The 17479-nt window shown below is 71.4% G+C and carries 12 protein-coding genes; 4 read left to right on the top strand and 8 right to left on the bottom strand.

Translation table 11 applies throughout. From position 1 onward, the window contains the following. Positions 1-7 precede the first annotated feature (7 nt). Positions 8-1030, bottom strand: a complete 1023-nt coding sequence (locus AC5Y5B_RS24365) for a YlbL family protein (RefSeq protein ID WP_112634758.1) — start codon at positions 1028-1030, stop codon at positions 8-10. 104 nt (positions 1031-1134) lie between these two features. On the opposite strand from AC5Y5B_RS24365, the gene AC5Y5B_RS24360 reads away from it, so the two are divergent. The 3 genes from AC5Y5B_RS24360 (at position 1135) to AC5Y5B_RS24350 (ending at position 4914) form a co-directional block, all read left to right on the top strand. Then, positions 1135-2538: a zinc-dependent metalloprotease gene (locus AC5Y5B_RS24360; protein ID WP_500007131.1), complete on the top strand. Its 1404-nt coding sequence runs from the start codon at positions 1135-1137 to the stop codon at positions 2536-2538. Positions 2539-2574: 36 nt separating this feature from the next. Continuing rightward, positions 2575-3441, top strand: coding sequence for a cyclodehydratase (locus AC5Y5B_RS24355; RefSeq protein WP_500007129.1), 867 nt, complete (start codon positions 2575-2577; stop codon positions 3439-3441). Positions 3442-3570: 129 nt separating this feature from the next. Continuing rightward, entirely contained in the window at positions 3571-4914 is a 1344-nt protein-coding gene (locus AC5Y5B_RS24350; protein WP_112634767.1) for a macrolide-binding ATPase MABP-1, read from the top strand. Between the two features lie 10 nt (positions 4915-4924). On the opposite strand, the gene AC5Y5B_RS24345 is transcribed toward AC5Y5B_RS24350, so the two are convergent. After that, positions 4925-5197: a WhiB family transcriptional regulator gene (locus tag AC5Y5B_RS24345; RefSeq protein ID WP_112634761.1), complete on the bottom strand. Its 273-nt coding sequence runs from the start codon at positions 5195-5197 to the stop codon at positions 4925-4927. A gap of 412 nt (positions 5198-5609) precedes the next feature. After that, the gene (locus AC5Y5B_RS24340; RefSeq protein WP_500007126.1) at positions 5610-7718 is read right to left on the bottom strand and encodes an ATP-dependent DNA helicase UvrD2; all 2109 of its coding nucleotides are present in this window, start codon (positions 7716-7718) and stop codon (positions 5610-5612) included. A gap of 125 nt (positions 7719-7843) precedes the next feature. Here AC5Y5B_RS24340 and mrx1 point away from each other — a divergent pair, with 125 nt between their 5' ends. Then, complete coding sequence (gene mrx1 / locus AC5Y5B_RS24335; RefSeq protein WP_112634764.1) at positions 7844-8098, top strand: mycoredoxin Mrx1; 255 nt, start codon at positions 7844-7846, stop codon at positions 8096-8098. Positions 8099-8101: 3 nt separating this feature from the next. On the opposite strand, the gene nudC is transcribed toward mrx1, so the two are convergent. The 5 genes from nudC to AC5Y5B_RS24310 are packed head-to-tail and all read right to left on the bottom strand — an operon-like array spanning position 8102 to position 17478. After that, the gene (nudC, locus tag AC5Y5B_RS24330; RefSeq protein ID WP_112634765.1) at positions 8102-9034 is read right to left on the bottom strand and encodes an NAD(+) diphosphatase; all 933 of its coding nucleotides are present in this window, start codon (positions 9032-9034) and stop codon (positions 8102-8104) included. Then, a complete protein-coding gene (locus AC5Y5B_RS24325) occupies positions 9034-10104 on the bottom strand; it encodes a potassium channel family protein (protein WP_112634766.1) in 1071 nt (356 codons plus the stop codon). Before AC5Y5B_RS24325 ends, nudC begins: the two co-directional genes overlap by 1 nt. Positions 10105-10152: 48 nt before the next feature. Then, positions 10153-13470, bottom strand: coding sequence for an ATP-dependent helicase (locus AC5Y5B_RS24320; RefSeq protein ID WP_289176370.1), 3318 nt, complete (start codon positions 13468-13470; stop codon positions 10153-10155). Further along, a complete protein-coding gene (locus AC5Y5B_RS24315) occupies positions 13467-16601 on the bottom strand; it encodes an ATP-dependent helicase (RefSeq protein WP_500007117.1) in 3135 nt (1044 codons plus the stop codon). Before AC5Y5B_RS24315 ends, AC5Y5B_RS24320 begins: the two co-directional genes overlap by 4 nt. A 34-nt stretch (positions 16602-16635) precedes the next feature. Continuing rightward, the gene (locus AC5Y5B_RS24310) at positions 16636-17478 is read right to left on the bottom strand and encodes a DUF6159 family protein (protein WP_500007115.1); all 843 of its coding nucleotides are present in this window, start codon (positions 17476-17478) and stop codon (positions 16636-16638) included. Between the last annotated feature and the right edge of the window lies 1 nt (position 17479).

The raw sequence follows: 17479 nt of genomic DNA, 5'->3' as shown, positions 1-17479 counted from the left end.
GGCTTCGCTAGCAGCTTGGCGCCTGCCCGCCCGAGCCGATCGCGTGCAACGCGTCCACTGCCTGCCCGAGCGTCTCGACCTTGACCAATCGCAGGCCGGACGGATTGTCCGAGCTGGCCTCGTAGCAGTTCTTCGCCGGCACCAGAAACACCGTGGCCCCGGCCGCGTGCGCGGCGACCATCTTGTGGGTGATGCCGCCAATCTGGCCGACCTTGCCGTCGGACGAGATGGTGCCGGTCCCGGCGATGAAATTCGACTTGGCCAAGTCCCCGGTGGTTAACTTGTCGACCACCGCGAGGCTGAACATGAGCCCGGCCGACGGCCCGCCCACGTTGGCGAGGTTGAAGTCGACGGTGAACGGCGCCCACGGGGCGTCGAGCACCGCGACGCCCAGAAAGCCGTAGTCGCGGTCCTTGTTGGCGCCCAGGGTGATCTGCGCCACACCGGCCGGTTCGTTCTTGCGGCGGTAGTCAATCGTCACCACCTGGCCGGGCTTGGTGTTCTTGAGCAATCCGGTGAATTCGTCGACGGTGGCCACCGGGACGCCGTTGACCGCGTCGATGGCGTCACCGGTCTTGAGCTTGCCCGCCGAGGGCCCCGGCTCGGGGACTTTGGCGACGGTGACCGCGGCCGGGTACTTGAGGTAGCCCAGGGCGGCATAGGCGGCGCTGTCCTCGGATTGCTTGAAGTCGGCGTTGTTGGCCTTGTCCACTTCCTCGCGCGACTTACCGGGCGGATAGATGAGGTCGCGCGGTACCAGCTGTTCGGTGTCCGAAAGCCACAGCGTCAGCGCCTCGCCCAGCGTCAGGTCGTCGCGCTGGGACACCGTCGTCATATTGAGGTGGCCGGTGGTCGGATGCGTCTGGGTGCCCTCGATCGCCACCACCTGCTTGCCGTCGACCTCACCGAGCGTGTCGAAGGTGGGGCCCGGCCCCAGCGACACGAACGGCACCGTCACCACCGCCAGCAACACGCCGAACACCACGATCGGCACCAGCGCGACCACCAAGGTCAGGATGCGCCTGTTCACGCCGATCACACTAGACGGCGGCCGCGGCACGGTGTTCAGCCACGACGCCCGGTGCGGCGGGTTCAGCTACAAGCTGACCCGAGGTCGCGCCGCCTGACCTAGCGGTGAGTACCGTTGAGGGTATGGCTGACCTGCCTTTCGGGTTCTCTTCGGGAGACTCTGGGGACGACCCCGACAAACACGGGAAGAAAGATCCCAACTCGGGCTCGAACCCGTCCGACCCGTTCGCCGCGTTCGGCATGAGCGGCGAATTCGGCATGGGCGACTTGGGGCAGATCTTCACCCAACTGGGCCAGATGTTTTCCAGCGCGGGCACTGTCGGGCCCGGCGGAACCGGCTCGGGTCCGGTCAATTACGACTTGGCGCGCCGCGTCGCGACGAATTCGATCGGCTTTGTGGCGCCGATTCCGGACACCACCAACTCGGCGATCGCCGACGCGGTGCACCTGGCCGAAACCTGGCTGGACGGATCCACGGCGCTGCCGGCGGGCACCACCAAGGCGGTGGGCTGGACTCCCGGCGACTGGGTCGACAACACCTTGGAGACCTGGAAGCGGCTGTGTGACCCGATGGCACAACAGATTTCGACGGTGTGGGCCGCGTCGCTGCCCGAGGAGGCCAAGAGCATGGCCGGCCCGCTGCTGCAGATGATGTCGCAGATGGGTGGCATGGCGTTCGGCTCGCAGCTCGGGCAGGCGCTGGGCCGGCTGTCCCGCGAGGTGCTGACCTCGACCGACATCGGTTTACCGTTGGGGCCCAAGGGGATTGCGGCGGTGCTGCCCGACGCCGTCGAATCGTTCGCCACCGGTCTGGAGCGGCCGCGCAGCGAGGTCCTGACCTTTTTGGCCGCGCGGGAGGCCGCCCACCACCGGCTGTTCAGCCACGTGCCGTGGCTGTCGAGCCAGCTGCTCGGCGCCGTCGAGGCGTACGCCATGGGCATGCAGATCGACATGTCCGGAATCGAGGAACTGGCGCGCGACTTCAATCCGGCGTCGCTGTCGGATCCGGCGGCCATCGAAAACCTGCTCGGGCAGGGCGTTTTCGAGCCGAAGGCGACGCCGGCCCAGACCCAGGCACTGGAACGCCTGGAGACGCTGCTCGCCCTCATCGAGGGCTGGGTGCAGGTGGTGGTGGCCGGCGCGCTGGGCGACCGGATTCCCGGTGCCGCCGCGCTGGGCGAGACGATGCGCCGCCGCCGGGCCAGCAGCGGCCCGGCCGAGCAGACCTTCGCGACGCTGGTCGGGCTGGAGCTGCGGCCCCGCAAGATGCGTGAGGCCGCGGCCTTCTGGGAGCGCCTGACGGAGGCCGCCGGCGTCGACACGCGTGACGGCATCTGGCAACACCCCGATCTGCTGCCCGACGCCGAGGACCTCGACGAGCCGGCGGGCTTCATCGACCGGGTCATCGGCGGCGACACCAGCGGTATCGACGAGGCCATCGCCAAACTCGAGCGCGAGGGCCAGGGACCCGACGGGCCGGGCGCCGACGGCGGCTCTGTGGATAACTGATCGGGCCCATCGCCTACGGCGTGCCACAGTGACGCCGTGTCTTCGCCCTGCCAGGCCACGCTTTCCACCTATGCGCTGAACCCGGCGCTGCCGGTCCTGCTGCGGCCCGACGGCGCGGTCCAGGTGGGCTGGGATCCCCGCCGCGCGGTGCTGGTCCGTCCGCCGGGCGGCCTGGCCGCCGCCGAGCTCGCCACCCTGTTGCGGTTGATGTGGTCACCGACCCCGCTGGCGGAATTGCAGCGCCGCGCGCTCGAGCGCGGGCTGACCGACGCCGACGGTCTGCGAAACCTGGTCGCGCAGTTGGTCGGAGCCGGGGTGGCCACCGAATGCGGGCGGCCGCGAGGCCGGGCGGCCTCGGTGCGGATCCACGGCCGCGGGCCGCTTTCGGAGCTGCTAGTGGAGGCGTTGCGCTGTTCGGGCGCCCGGATCGCGCACAGCAGCCAACCCCACGCCGCTGTGTCGGCCCACGACGTCGATCTGGTGGTGTTGTCGGACTTCCTGGTCGCCGACCCGCGCATGGTGCGCGATCTGCACGGCCAGGGCGTCGCCCATCTGTTGGTACGGGTGCGCGACGGCATCGGCCTGGTGGGTCCGCTGGTGATTCCCGGCGTCACCAGCTGCCTGGGTTGTGCGGACCTGCACCGCCGGGACCGCGACGCGGCGTGGCCGGCGATCTGCGCGCAGCTGCGCGACACCGTCGGCGTCGCCGATCGGGCCACCGTGCTGGCGACGGCGGCGCTGGCGCTTTCTCAGGTGAACCGGGTGATCGCGGCGGTGCACGGACAGGAGGCCGCCGCAGGTCCCGAACCACCCCAGACGCTGAACGCGACCCTGGAATTCGACCTGCACTCCGGTGCGATCGTCACGCGGCACTGGGTCAGACACCCCCTGTGCTCCTGCTGAATCGCGGCTACTTCCGTTGTGGCGCTTGGCGTTGCCGCCGGCCAGTGGTGGCGAATAGGGCAGTTGACCTGCGCTTACAAAATGTGACAACGAGCGTTGTCGACTTGTCTCCACATCGCGGTGGCCATCATGGATGATGGACACGTGGCAGACATCAAAAGGGGCCGTGCCGCGCGTAACGCGAAGCTGGCCAGCATTCCGGTCGGGTTCGCCGGCCGGGCGGCGATCGGATTCGGTAAGCGGCTGACCGGAAAGTCCAGGGACGAGGTCCAGGCCGAGATGCTGGAGAAGGCCGCCCACCAGCTGTTCACCGTCCTCGGCGAGCTCAAGGGCGGCGCGATGAAGGTGGGCCAGGCCCTCTCGGTGCTCGAGGCCGCGATTCCCGAGGAGTTCGGCGAGCCCTACCGCGAAGCGCTGACCAAGCTGCAAAAGGACGCCCCGCCGCTGCCCGCCGGCAAGGTGCACCGGGTGCTCGACGCCCAGCTGGGCACCAAGTGGCGCGAGCGGTTCAGCGCGTTCGACGACACCCCGGTGGCCTCGGCCAGCATCGGCCAGGTGCACAAGGGGGTGTGGTCCGACGGCCGCGAGGTCGCGGTCAAGATCCAGTACCCGGGCGCCGACGAGGCGCTGCGCGCCGACCTCAAGACCATGCAGCGCCTGGTCGGGGTGTTCAAGCAGCTCGCGCCCGGCGCCGACGTCCAGGGCGTGGTCGACGAGCTGATCGAGCGCACCGAGATGGAGCTCGACTACCGGCTGGAGGCCGAGAATCAGCGCGCCTTCGCCAAGGCCTACCAGGACCACCCGCACTTCGCGGTGCCGCGGGTCGTGGCCAGCGCGCCGAAGGTGGTCATCCAGGAATGGATGCAGGGCACCCCGATGGCCGAGATCATCCGGCACGGCACCGTCGAGCAGCGCGACTTGATCGGCACGCGGCTGCTCGAGCTCACCTTCGACGCGCCGCGCCGGCTCGAGATGCTGCACGGCGACGCCCACCCGGGCAACTTCATGCTGCTTCCCGACGGCCGCATGGGCGTGATCGACTTCGGTGCCGTCGCACCGCTGCCCGGCGGCCTGCCGATCGAGCTCGGTATGAGCATCCGGCTGGCCCGCGACAAGAACTACGACCTGCTGTTGCCGACGATGGAGAAGGCCGGCTTCATCCAGAAGGGCCAGCAGGTGTCGGTGCGCGACATCGACGACATGCTGCGCCAGTACGTCGAACCCGTCGAGGTCGAGGTCTTCCACTACACCCGCAAGTGGCTGCAGAAGATGTCCGCCATCGAGATCGACCGGTCGGTGTCGCAGATCCGGACGGCGCGGCAGATGGATCTGCCGCCCAAGCTGGTCATCCCGATGCGGGTGATCATGTCGGTGGCCGCCATCCTCTGCCAGCTCGACGCCCACGTGCCGATCAAGGCGCTGTCCGAGGAACTGGTGCCCGGCTTCGCCGAGCCCGACAACGCGGTCATCTAGCCGCCGCGCCCTAGGCGGCGGCTCCGTCTCGCCGTCCGTCTTTGCGCGGACGCCCGCGGGGCCGTTTGAAGCTCAGGACCGACCCGCGGTCGATGATCTCGCCGCCCCACACACCCCAGGGTTCGGCCCGTTCCAGCGCGGCCGCCAGGCACTGGCGCCGGACCGGGCAGCTGCCGCACAACGTCTTGGCCCGCTCGAGATCGGCCGGGGTGTCGGCGAACCACAGGTCGGGATCGCCGGCGTGACACGGCAGGGCTTGTCTGGGGACCGTCGATGCCGACATGTCCTACCACCTACTTCCTGATCTGGGTTGCTATCCGTTGGGGATCCGGACCAGGTCAAGAAGTTGTCGCTCAACAACTATGGCCACGGATCCTGTGACTTCGGGTCCGTGGCCATCTGGGGAGAAAACCGGGCTGGTGCTTAGCTTGCCTTCGGTGGGCCCCCGACTTGTACGGACGCGTCGGTCGCGGCGGCGGCGCGATGCTTACGCGCGGCCGCCGTGGCGGCGTGTGCGGCGTGGGAGGTAGCAGCGTCGAGCGCCGCGCGGGCCACGCCTACACCGAAAGCGTCGTTGATCATCGTGGCCACCCCCTTCCATGTGCCGACATCCGTGGTGCCGAGTTGTGCGATTCGAGGGTAAATGGTCACCGCCGCAGACCACAACCGATTTTCTGACCTGCGGGTTTAGCCGGTCAGCGGCTGCGCACCAACTCCAGCACGTCGGGCCCGTACTGTTCCAGCTTGCGGGAGCCGATGCCCGGGATCGCGATGAGCGCCTCTTCGTCACCGGGCAGCAGCTCGGCGATGGCGATCAGCGTGTTGTCGGTGAAGACGACGTAGGCGGGCACCTTCTGCTCCTTGGCGACGTCCAGCCGCCAGGCCTTGAGCCGCAGCAACAGGTCCTCGTCGATGTCGGCGGCGCAGGTCTCGCAGCGCCGCAGCATGACGGCGGCCGGGGTGGTCAGGTTGTTGTTGCAGATCCGGCAGCGGGTCGCGGTGCCGCGGGTGCGGCGAGACTTGTTCGGCGCGGCGTCGGCCCGCGCCTGGGGCGCGATGCCGTTGAGGAACCGCGAGGGCTTGCGCCCCTGGCGACCGCCCGGGCTGCGGGCCAGCGCCCAGCTGAGCGCCAAATGCGTTCTGGCCCTAGTGATTCCGACGTAGAGCAGCCGGCGTTCCTCCTCGACCGCTTCGCTTTCGGCGCCGTGCGCCAGCGCGTGCGAGATGGGCAGCGTGCCGTCGGCCAACCCGACCAAGAACACCGCGTCCCACTCGAGCCCCTTGGCGGCGTGCAGCGAGGCCAGCGCGACGCCCTGCACCACCGGTGGGTGCCGGGAGTCGGCGCGCATCCGGAGTTCGGCCATCAGCCCGGGAAAGTCGAGCTGCGGACGCTGCGCGACTTCGTCGTCCACCAGTTCGGCCAAGGCGGTCAACGCTTCCCAGCGCTCGCGGGCCCGGGCGCCCACCGGTTCCTCGGCGGTGAGCCCCAGCGGTTCCAGCACCGAGCGCACCACGTCGGGGAGCGGCCCCCCGGCGTCCTCGGTGGCGCGTTCCGAGGCCCGCTGCAGCGCCAGCAGGGCCTGCTTGATCTCCTGCCGGTTGAAGAACCCCTCGCCACCGCGAACCTGATAGGCGATGCCGGCCTCGGTCAACGCCTCCTCGTAGATCTCCGATTGCGCGTTGACGCGGTAGAGCACCGCGATCTCGGACGCCGGGGTACCGGATTCGATGAGCCGCTTGATCGACGCCGCGACCGCGGCGGCCTCGGCGGGTTCGTCGGGATGCTCGCTAAACGAGGGCGCCGGACCGGGGGCCCGCTGGCCCACCAGGTGCAGCTTGCTGCCGGCGACGCGGCCGCGCGCCGCGGCGATCACCTGGTTGGCCAGCGACACCACCTGCGGGGTGGAGCGGTAGTCGCGTTCCAGGCGCACCACGGTGGCGTCGGGGAACCGGCGGGAGAAGTCGAGCAGGAACCGCGGCGAGGCGCCGGTGAACGAGTAGATGGTCTGGTTGGCGTCGCCCACCACGGTCAGGTCGTCGCGATCGCCCAGCCACGCCGTCAGCACCCGCTGCTGCAACGGGGTGACGTCCTGATATTCGTCGACGACGAAGCAGCGGTACCGGTCGCGGAACTCTTCGGCCACCGCGGCATCGTTTTCGATCGCGGCCGCGGTGTGCAGCAACAGGTCGTCGAAATCGAGCAGGGTGACGTTCTCGTCGCGGACCTTGAGCGCCTCGTAGGCGGCGTAGACGGTGGCGACCCGCGCGGCGTCCAGCGGGATGTCGCGCGCGGCGTCGGCAACGGCGGCCGGGTATTCCTCCGGGCCGATCAGCGAGGCCTTGGCCCACTCGATCTCGCCGGCGAGGTCGCGCACGTCGTCGGTGCCGACGTTGATCCGGGCGCGGGCGGCCGCCCGGGCGACGACGGCGAATTTGCTGTCCAGCAGCTGCCAGCCGGTGTCGCCGACCACCCGCGGCCAGAAATACCGCAGCTGCCGGTGGGCGGCCGCGTGGAACGTCAGGGCCGAGACCGCGCCGACGGTGGTGCCCGCGCCCGCCGCGGCGTCGATCATCCGCAGCCTCGAGCGCATCTCCCCCGCCGCCCGCTGGGTGAAGGTGACGGCCAGCACCTGCCCGGCCGCGACGTGACCGCTGGCGATCAGCTGCGCGATCCGGTGGGTGATGGTGCGCGTCTTTCCCGTTCCGGCGCCGGCGAGCACGCAGACCGGGCCGCGGGGAGCCAGCACGGCTTCGCGCTGCTCGTCGTCCAGCCCGGCTGTCAAGGGATCGGCGACCGTCGGCATGGCGTCCATCTTGGCAGCGCTCGGTGACAAACCCCGCGCATCGCCACACCTTGATCGGCGGCCCGGCGTGTCGCCCGAACACCCCCGGCGCGGAATGCATCGTCGCCAAGCTACGTTAACCAACCATGACCTCTGCGCCGCTCACCGTCTACACGACCTCCTGGTGTGGTTACTGCCACCGGCTCATGACGGTGCTCAAGTCCAACGGGATCCCCTACGAGGCGGTCGACATCGAGCACGACGCGGCGGCCGCAGACTTCGTCAGCTCGGTCAACGGCGGCAACAGGACGGTCCCGACGGTCAAGTTCGCAGACGGGTCGACGCTGACCAACCCGAGCGCCGCCCAGGTGAAGGCCAAGCTGGCCGAGGCCGGCAGCTAGCCCTCAGTCGATCGCGGCCCAGGATTCGATGATCACCCGGGCGATCGAGATCGACCCCGGCAGCAGCAGTTTCGACTCCGACGAGCTCGACCAGTCCCCCGCCGCCAGCGCGGCCCGCACCTCCTCGCGGGTGAACCAGGCCGCCTCGGCGATCTCGCCGTCGTTGAAGGAGAACTCTTCGGCCGGGTCGCCGACGGCGTGGAAGCCCACCATCAGCGAGCGCGGGAACGGCCAGGGCTGGCTGCCCAGGTAGCGCACGTCGCGCACGGTTAGGCCGATCTCCTCGCGGATCTCGCGGGCGACGCATACCTCGAAGGATTCACCGGCCTCGACGAATCCGGCCAGCAGCGAGAACATCCGCTCCGGCCACACCGCCTGGCGGGCCAGCACCGCGCGGTCACCGCCGTCGTGGACCAGGCAGATCACCGCCGGGTCGATGCGCGGGAACTCCTCGTGACCGGTGACCGGGTTGACGCGTGCCCATCCCGCCCGGGCCGGCCGCGTCGGCGAACCGTCCTCGGGGCTGTACCGCGCCTTCTCGTGCCAATTCAGCAGCGCGACGGCCGCGGACACCAGCTGGCTGCTGGTGTCATCGAAGATCGGGCCGAGGCTGCGCAGGTTCACCACCTCGGCGTGCGCGCCCGGATCGTCCGGGGCTTGCAGCGCGCCGCGGATCCCCCAGACGTGCCGGCCGTCCTCCAGGCGACCCAGAAACACCGCCTCCGGCGGCGGCTTGTCGCCCACTTCGGCCGCGGCGCCGAGCACCACGCGGCCGTTGGCGGCCAGCACCTGGTTGCGCGAATCCACCCGCAGCAGCGCCGCCTCCGCCCAGCCGGCGGTGGCGGCCTCGACGTCGGTGCGCAGCTGATCGGCGCGGTCGGCGCCGACGCGCGACAGCAACGGCACGCTGCGCAGCTGGAAGTCCGCGATCGCCATCAGTGGTCGGCGTTTCGGATGTAGAGCAGCCGGTCGTTGGCCTCGATGGCATCCACCTCGGGTGCGCCGATGCGCAGCAGCCGGCCGTCGCGGACCACGCCGAGCACGGTGTCGCGCAGGTGCCGTGGCGATCCGCCGACCTCGGTCTGCTCCACCTCACGCTCGGCGATGGCCAGCCCGACGTCGGGGGTCAGCAGGTCCTCGATCATCTCCACGACGCTGGGCGTGGTGGTGGCCAGCCCCAGGAGCCGGCCCGCGGTGGCCGAGGAGACCACCACCGAGTCCGCTCCGGACTGCTGCAGCAGGTGCTGATTCTCCGTCTCCCGGATCGAGGCGACGATCTTGGCGTTGGGTGCCAGCTCGCGCGCCGTCAGCGTCACCAGCACCGCGGTGTCGTCGCGGCTGGTGGCCACCACGATGGACGCCGCGTGCTGGGCGCCGGCCAGCCGCAGCACATCGGCCTTGGTGGCGTCGCCGTGCAGGGTGACCAGCCCCGCGCTTTCGGCGTGCTCGAGGGTGCCGCGATCGGTGTCGACGACGACGACGTCGCCCTGGGCGGTCTCGTCACCGAGGATGGCGGCGACCGCCGTCTTCCCCTTGGTGCCGTAGCCGATCACGATGGTGTGGTTGCGCACTCTGCTCCTCCAACGCTGAATCTTCCACCCTTGGCGAGACCGCTCGGAGAGCACTTCGAGCGTGGTGCCGACCAGCACGGCCAGGAACGCGATCCGCAGCGCGGTGAAGATCAGGGTGTGCACCAGGCGCGCGGTCTCGGTGTAGGGCGTGATGTCGCCGTAGCCGGTCGTCGACAGCGAGACCGCGGAGAAATACACGCAGTCCAGAAACGTCAGCGGTTGGTTGCGCACGTCGCGGTACCCGTTGCGGTCCAGGTAGACGATGACGGCCGCGGCCAACAGCACCACCAGCGCGATGGCCAGGCGACGGGTGATGACCCGGATGGGACTCGCGTGATCTTCGGGGATGCGCACCACGCCGATCAGCTGGTGACCGCGCTGAGCGGTCAGGGTTTCGTCCAGACCGCTCAGCTTTCGGGACCTACCGTTGCCCACGGCGGCCCGTCACCGGCTGCACTTCTGCGCACGCGACACGCACGGGTCTTATGTAACCACGGCCACAGCTTCCCCAATACTCGGAGCCGACAGCAGGTCCGCGACCTCGGCGTCGCCCGGCAGTGCATCGGGGATCACCGTGGTGCGGGCGCGCACGTAATAGAAGGCGGTGCGCACCGACGATTCGGGCACACCGGCCAGCGCCGCCCAGGCCGAGCGATACACCGCGAGCTGGACGGCGGCCTGCCGCATCGCTTCGGGCCCGCGCGGCGGTTCACCGGTTTTCCAGTCGACCACGGTGGCGCCGCCGTCGGGGTCGGCGAAGACCGCGTCGATGCGCCCGCGCACAAGGGTGTCGCCGATCGGCATTTCGAACGGCACCTCCACGGCGACGGGTGTTCTTGCGGCCCAGGGTGATTCGGCGAAGGCCTCCTGCAATGCGGCCAATTCCGTGCTGTCGCCGACATCGGAATCCGCCGCGCCGGGCAGGTCGCCGAGATCGAACAGGCACTCGGCGCCGTAGAACTTCTGCACCCACGCGTGAAAGGCATTGCCCAGCAAGGCATGCGGTTCGGGGCGCGACGGCAGCCGATGCCTCAACCGCTGCGCCGTGCCCTCCGGGTCGCGCGCCAGGCCGACCAGGGAGCTGACGGACAATTGGCCGGGCAGGGTGCGCGGCGCCGGCTGCACCAGCCTGGCACGCTCGGCCAGCAGGGCGTCGACGTCGGCGGCCCAGCCATCCACGTCGACCCCGGTTTCGGTCGCGCCGGCGCGCAGCGCCCGAGCCACCAGCGCCGCCCCGCGCTCGACGTCGTTGCGCCGCCCGGACAACGGGTCGGGTGGCCAGACGGCTTCGACGACGTTGTCGCGCAGCGGGTTTGGTTCGCCGTCGGCGGGTGACGGCGCCCAGTGCTCCACCGTTCCGCAGGGTTCGCCGGCAGCGACCGAATCGTCGATGACGGCCTTGATCTCGCACAGGAAGTCCGACGGGCCGCGCGGCTTGATGCCGGTGGCCCCCCAGTGGTGCCCGGACACCAGCAGGGTGTCCTCCGCGCGGGTGATGGCGACATACAGCAGCCGCCGCTCCTCGTCGATGCGCCGCTGCTCGAGCTGGCGGCGATGCTCGGAGATCTTGTCCGACAGCTGCTTTCGGTTGGTGACGTCCGAGGTGTCCATGACCGGGATGCCCAAAATGCCGGCGTCGGCGCGGTCGCCTCGCAACAGCGGCGGCAGCTCCGCGGCATCGGTGAGCCAGGTGCTCTTCGACGCCGTCGACGGGAAGGTGCCGCCGGACAGGTGCGCCACCGCCACCACCTGCCATTCGAGCCCCTTCGCCGAGTGCACGGTGAGCACCTGGACGCGGTCGCGGGCGACCGCCAATGGTGCCGGCGCCAGGCCGTTTTCGACCGACTCGGCCACGTCCAGGTAGGCCAGCAGGCCGGTCACCGACGTGGCCGCCGATCCGTCCCCCGGCCCGGTGACGGCGTCGGTGCGTTCGGCGTAGGCGGCGACGACGTCGGCGAACGCGTCCAGGTGCTCGGTGCCGGCCCAGCCGGCTCCCACCCCCGCCGCGGCCCGGACCTCGCAGTCGATGCCGAGCACCCGGCGCACCTCGGCCACGAGCTCCGGGAGCGGATGGCCGAGGTGGGCGCGCAGGGCGCTTAGTTCGGCGGCCAGCGCGGTGATGCGCTGATATCCCGCGGCCGAATATGCCCCGGCCGCACCGGGATCGGCGATCGCGTCGGCCAGGCACACGATGTCCGCGTCGGGGCCGGCCGCACTCGCGATCGACTCCGGCGAGCAGGCGTCGACCGACGGCGCACCCGCGCCCAGCGCTCGGGCGCGCTGCCACAGCGCCGCGAGGTCGCGGGCGCCCAGGCGCCAGCGCGAACCGGTGAGCACCCGCATCGCCGCCGCGCCGGCCGTCGGGTCGGCGACCAGCCGCAGCACGGCGACCACCTCGGCGACCTCCGGGATGGCCAGCAGCCCGGCCAGCCCGACGACCTCGACCGGGATCCCGCGGGCGTGCAGCGCGTCCGCGATGGGCGCCGCATCGGCGTTGCGGCGCACCAGCACCGCGGCCGTCGGCGGGCTGACCCCCTCGTCGCGGGCCCGCCGGTAGTGCGCGTCGAGGTGCTCGGCGATCCACTCCCGCTCGGCCGTCACATCGGGCAGCAACGCACAGCGGACCGTGCCGGGCGGGGCGTCCGGGCGCGGGCGCAGCGCGTGCACGGCGACCGAGCGCCGCCGCGCCTCGGCCGACACCGCGTTGGCCACCCGCAGCGTGCGCGGCGGATTGCGCCAGCTGGTCCGCAACTCGCGCATCGGCGCGGGGGTGCCGTCGGATCGGGGGAAGTCGGTGGTGAACCGGGGCAGGTTGGTCGCCGATGCGCCGCGCCAGCCGTAGATCGACTGGATGGGGTCGCCGACGGCCGTGAGAGCCAGACCGTCGTCGACCCCACCGCCGAACAGCGTTGAGAGCGCGACGCGTTGGGCGTGGCCGGTGTCCTGGTACTCGTCGAGCAGCACGACGCGATACCGGCCGCGCAGGTCCTCGCCGACTTGCGGGAACGTCGCCGCCAGCCTGGCCGCGGACGCCATCTGCATCCCGAAATCCATCACCTTCGCGGCGCGCATGCGTTCGTTGAGGGCGTCGAGCAGTGGCACCAGTTCGGCGCGTTCGGTCTGGGTGGCCAGCAGCCGCAGCAGCCATTGGCTGGGGCCGCGGTCCCGCTGGTATGGCCCGGCGGGCAGGGAGTGGATGAGCCGTTCCAGCTCCACGTGGGTGTCGCGCAGCTGGCCGGTGTCCACCAGATGTTCGGCCAGCTGTCCCCACAGCCGCAGCACCATCGAGGTGACGGCCGCCGGGGTCTTGTCGGTCCGCAGTTCCCCGGGATAGGCGTTCACCACGTCGAAAGCCAGTTGCCACAACTCGGTTTCGCTGAGCAGTCGGGTGTCGGGCTCGAGGGGCAACAGCAGCCCGTAGTCGCGCAGCAGCGAGCCCGCGAAGGCGTGGTAGGTGCTGACCGTCGGCGCGCCCTCGGTGTCGACTGCCGCATCGACGGCGCCCGGCACGCCCAGGCCGACACCCGCCAGCCGGCCAAGTCGGGTCCGGACCCGGCGCAGCAGCTGGCCGGCGGCCTTGCGGGTGAAGGTCAATCCGAGCACCTGGCCGGGGTCGGCATAGCCGTTGGCGATCAGCCACACCACCCGCGCGGCCATCGTTTCGGTCTTGCCGGCGCCGGCCCCGGCGATGACCACCAGCGGCCCCGGCGGCGCGGCGATGACGGCGGCCTGCTCGTCGGTGGGCGGGAAAAGGCCGAGCGCGCCGGCTAATTCGGCCGGGGAATACCGTGGCGCCCTCATCGGGGTGACCCGTCGGCGTGGGCCGGGCAGTTCGGCCGGATGGGGCAATGGGTGCAGCCGTCGTTGCGCCGGGCGATGAACTGCGGGCCGGACGTCGCGCCGGCCGCCGCCGCGATGACCTTGCGCCATTCGTCACCACCGGCCGCGGTCATCGGATCCTGTTGGCGTTCGGCCACTCCCGATGCCCCGGTCTTGCCGAGGTAGACCAGCCGCGCGCCGCCGGGTTCGACGTTGTCGGTCCCCTCGCCGACCAATCCCTCGGCCACCGCCAGCTGATACATGGCCAGCTGGGCGTGTTGCTGCGCGTCGTCCTTGCTGACCGGCGTCTTGCCGGTTTTGATGTCGACGATGACCAGCCGGCCTTCGGCGTCGCGTTCGACCCGGTCGACCCGCCCGCGCAGCCGGACCTCGCCGCCCTCGGTGGTTACGGTTCCGTCGATCTCGACCTCGACGCCGACCTCGGTCAACGCGCCGCGGGTCTGCGCTCGCCACTCGGTGAACGCCTCCAGCATGGCGCGGTGGCGGGCCAGCTCGTTGGCCGAATGCCATTGCGCCGCAAAGGGCAGGTGCTGCCAGGCGCGGTCCAGTTCGGCCAGCAGTTCTGCATCGCTCTTGTTCGGCTCGGCGATCAGGGCGTGCACCACCGAGCCGATCGTCGAGCGCACATCGCGCGGGTTGGCTCCGCCGTGCCGCTCGGCGAGCCAGCGCAGCGGGCAGTCGTTGAGGGTTTGCATGGTCGAGGGCGTCAGGGTGACCACATCGCCGCTGCCCCGCAACGGTTCGCTGGTGCTGATCGGGATCATGCCGTGCCACCCGGCCGGGTCGGCGCCGGGCACGCCCACCTTGGCCAGCCGGGCCAGTTGCGTTGCCGCGCAGTCGCGGGCGACCTCGTCGACCGCGCCGTCGGGGGCGCACACCACGCCACGCAGCCGGCCCACCAGCGCGGCCGCCGACAACACCCGCGGCGCCGAGACCGGTTGCACCTCAGCGCAATCCGGTTCTTCGTCGGCCCACCGCGCGATCTCGGCGAAGAACACCGACGGCAGCGCCGCCTCGTGGCCCGCCCCGCCGGTGTCGCTGTCGACGGCCGTCACCAGGAGGCGCCGGCGAGCCCGGCCCATCGCCGCGACCAGCAGCCTGCGCTCCTCGGCCAGCAGCGGCGCCCGCACCGAGGCGTCCGCGCCGACCCCGTCCAGCACGTCCAGCAGCCGCTGGGTACCCAGCACGCCTCCACGCGGAACGGTGTTGGGCCACAACCCTTCCTGCAGTCCGGCGATGACCACGAAATCCCATTCGTGCCCCAGCGCCGCGTGCGCGCTGAGCACCTGGACCTGTTCGGCCGCCGCGAACGGCTCGGGAACGGCACCCGGCAGCGCCAGCGCGGCGACGTGCTCGACCAGACCGCGCAGGGAGGCGCCCGAGGTGCGCGACACATAGTCGTCGGTGACGTCGAACAGCGCCGTCACCGACTCGAGGTCCCGGGTGGCCTGGGCCGCGGCGGGCCCGCCGCGCTCGCTGACCAACAGCCAGCGGCGCTGCAGGCCGGACCGGTGCCAGGCGGCCCACAGGGTGTAGCGCGGGTCCTCGCCGGCGCCGTGCGAGCGCGCCGCCGCGTCCAGCACCGCGCGGACCTTGCGCAGCGGGGCGAACTGCGGGCCCGCCGGCACGCCGTCGGCGGACAGCGCCTCGACCAGCAGCTCGGCGAAGTCACCCGGGCGGCGATCGGGGTTGGCGCGCTGCAGCGTTCGGCGCAGCTGGCGCAGCGACACCGGATCGACTCGGCCGATGGGCCCGGTCAGCAGCGTCAGCGCCTGCTGGCCGTCCAGTCCGTCGGCGGTGGCCTGCAGCACGGTGAGCAGGGCCCGCGCGGCCGGTTCCTCGGCCAACGGTCCGGGGATGGCGGGCGCGGCCACCGGCACCCCGGCGGCGGCCAGGGCGCGCGGCAGGCGCGCACCCGCCCGCGGCACCGACCGGACGACGACCGCCATCCGCGACCAGGGCACGCCGTCGATCAGGTGTGCGCGCCGCAGCGCGTCGGCGATGGTCGCCGCCTCGGCATGCGCCGACGCGGCCAGACGCACCGAGACCGAGCCCTCCCCCGCCCCGGCGCCGTCGATCCGCCGGCCGGTGGCGCCGCCGGGTAACCGGGCGGCGATACCGCTGACCGCCCGCGCCACGGCCGGGGCGCAGCGATGCGACGTCGTCAGCGTCACCGAGGGCGTGTCGCCGCCGAGCAGCCCTGCGGGTTCACCGCCCCGGAAACCGAACACCGCCTGGTTGGGATCCCCGGCGATCAGCGCCAGCTCGGCGCCGGCGGAGAGCACCCGAACCAGTCGGGCCGCCTGCGGGTCGAGCTGCTGGGCGTCGTCGACCAACAAGACGCGGATCCGGCCGCGTTCGGCGGACAACAGCTCGGGGTCCGCGGCGAACGCTTCCAGCGCGGCGCCCACCAGTTCGGCGGCACCCAGCGCGGGCGTGGTGGCCTCCGGCGCGGCCGTGCCCACCGCCGCGCGCAGCAGCATCACCTGCTCGTACTGGCGGGCGAATTGGCCGGCGGCGGTCCATTCGGGCCGCCGGCAGCGACGGCCCAGCCGCTCCAGCTCCTGGGGGTCCACGCCGCGTTCGGCGCAGCGGGACAACAGGTTTCGCAGCTCGGCGGCGAATCCCGCGGTGCTCAGCGCGGGCCGCAGTGGGGTCGGCCAGGCCGTCGCCGCGCGCGGCCCGTCTTCGAGGTCGCCGGCCAGCAGCTCCCGGATGATGGCGTCCTGTTCGGCGCTGGTGACCATCCGCGGGGGCGCCTCACCGGCCCGCTCGGCCGCGCGCCGCAGGACCGCGTATGCGTAGCCGTGCACGGTCCGCACCAGCGGCTCGCTGACGGCGGCCCGGCCCGGGCCGGCGGACCGCGCCCGCAGCAGCGCCGTCGTCAGCGCGCCGCGTTCGGCCATCCCGATCCGGCCGGAACCGGTAAGCAGCAGAACCGATTCCGGGTTGACCCCGCCGTCGATCTGGGCGACCGCCGCGTCGATCAGCAGGCTGCTCTTGCCGGTGCCAGGGCCGCCCAGGATGCGCAGCTGACCGCGCGCACCGGGGTCCAAGACGGTGTGCGCTTGCGCATCCCACGTGTAGGCCATGACGGCATGACATCACGAGGGTCCGACAGATCCGCTAGCGCGCGACGAACGCCGCCTGCAGCAGCCGGTGGTCGAACGCGCCGACCGTCTCGCCGGTGACCGCGTACTGGTAGACCGCGACCCGGAAGATCTGGCTGAGCGCGGTCGAGATGAACGAGATGGCAACGGCGACCGCGAACGTCGCCGCCAGCACCGCGAGACCCAGCGGCGCCAGACGGGCCGCGATCAGCGCGATGCCGCCGACCACACCGCCCACCACGACCACCAGGGTGACCAGAAACGTGACCACCCCGATGGTGGCCGCCCCGGCGGCGCTCTCACCCCAGCGCGCCTTGATGGTGTCCACCGAGCGGCGCAGTGACCGAAACGGTCCGGTGCCCTCGAGCGCTATCACCGGGATGACGAAAAACGTTGCGACCGCCCACGCCGCGCCGACCAGGTCCGCGGCGAGCCTGGCCAGGGTCGGTAGGCGCTCCTCGAGCGCCTTGAGGACCAGCCCGACCGTGGTCGCCACCACGCTCCACCCCAGGATCGGGCCGATCCGGCGCGCCGCGGCGGTGATGCCTTCGGCGACCCTGGTGTCCTCGCCGCGCATCGAGCGCACCGCGCACGCGGCGAGCGCCACATTAAAGAAGATGGCGATGAACGTCGACACGTACGCCGTCGCCACGCCCGCGATGTAGTAGACGGGGTCCTGGTGGTCCACCTGATGGCCGCCGAACACGCCGCGCAGCAGCAGCGTCGGCGCCCAGATCGCGATCGCGGCGAGGACGGCGAAAAGGGTGGACAGGACGGGGAAAAGGACCAGCGACCGGTCGTTTTTCAGCACCTGCCAGCTCTGCTGCGATAGCGCCCAACCGCGCCTGATTCTGCCCATG

The organism is Mycobacterium sp. NGS33, from assembly GCF_059812885.1.
Note: the sequence above shows the minus strand (reverse complement) of the source record. Positions and strands in the feature narration are given on the sequence as shown.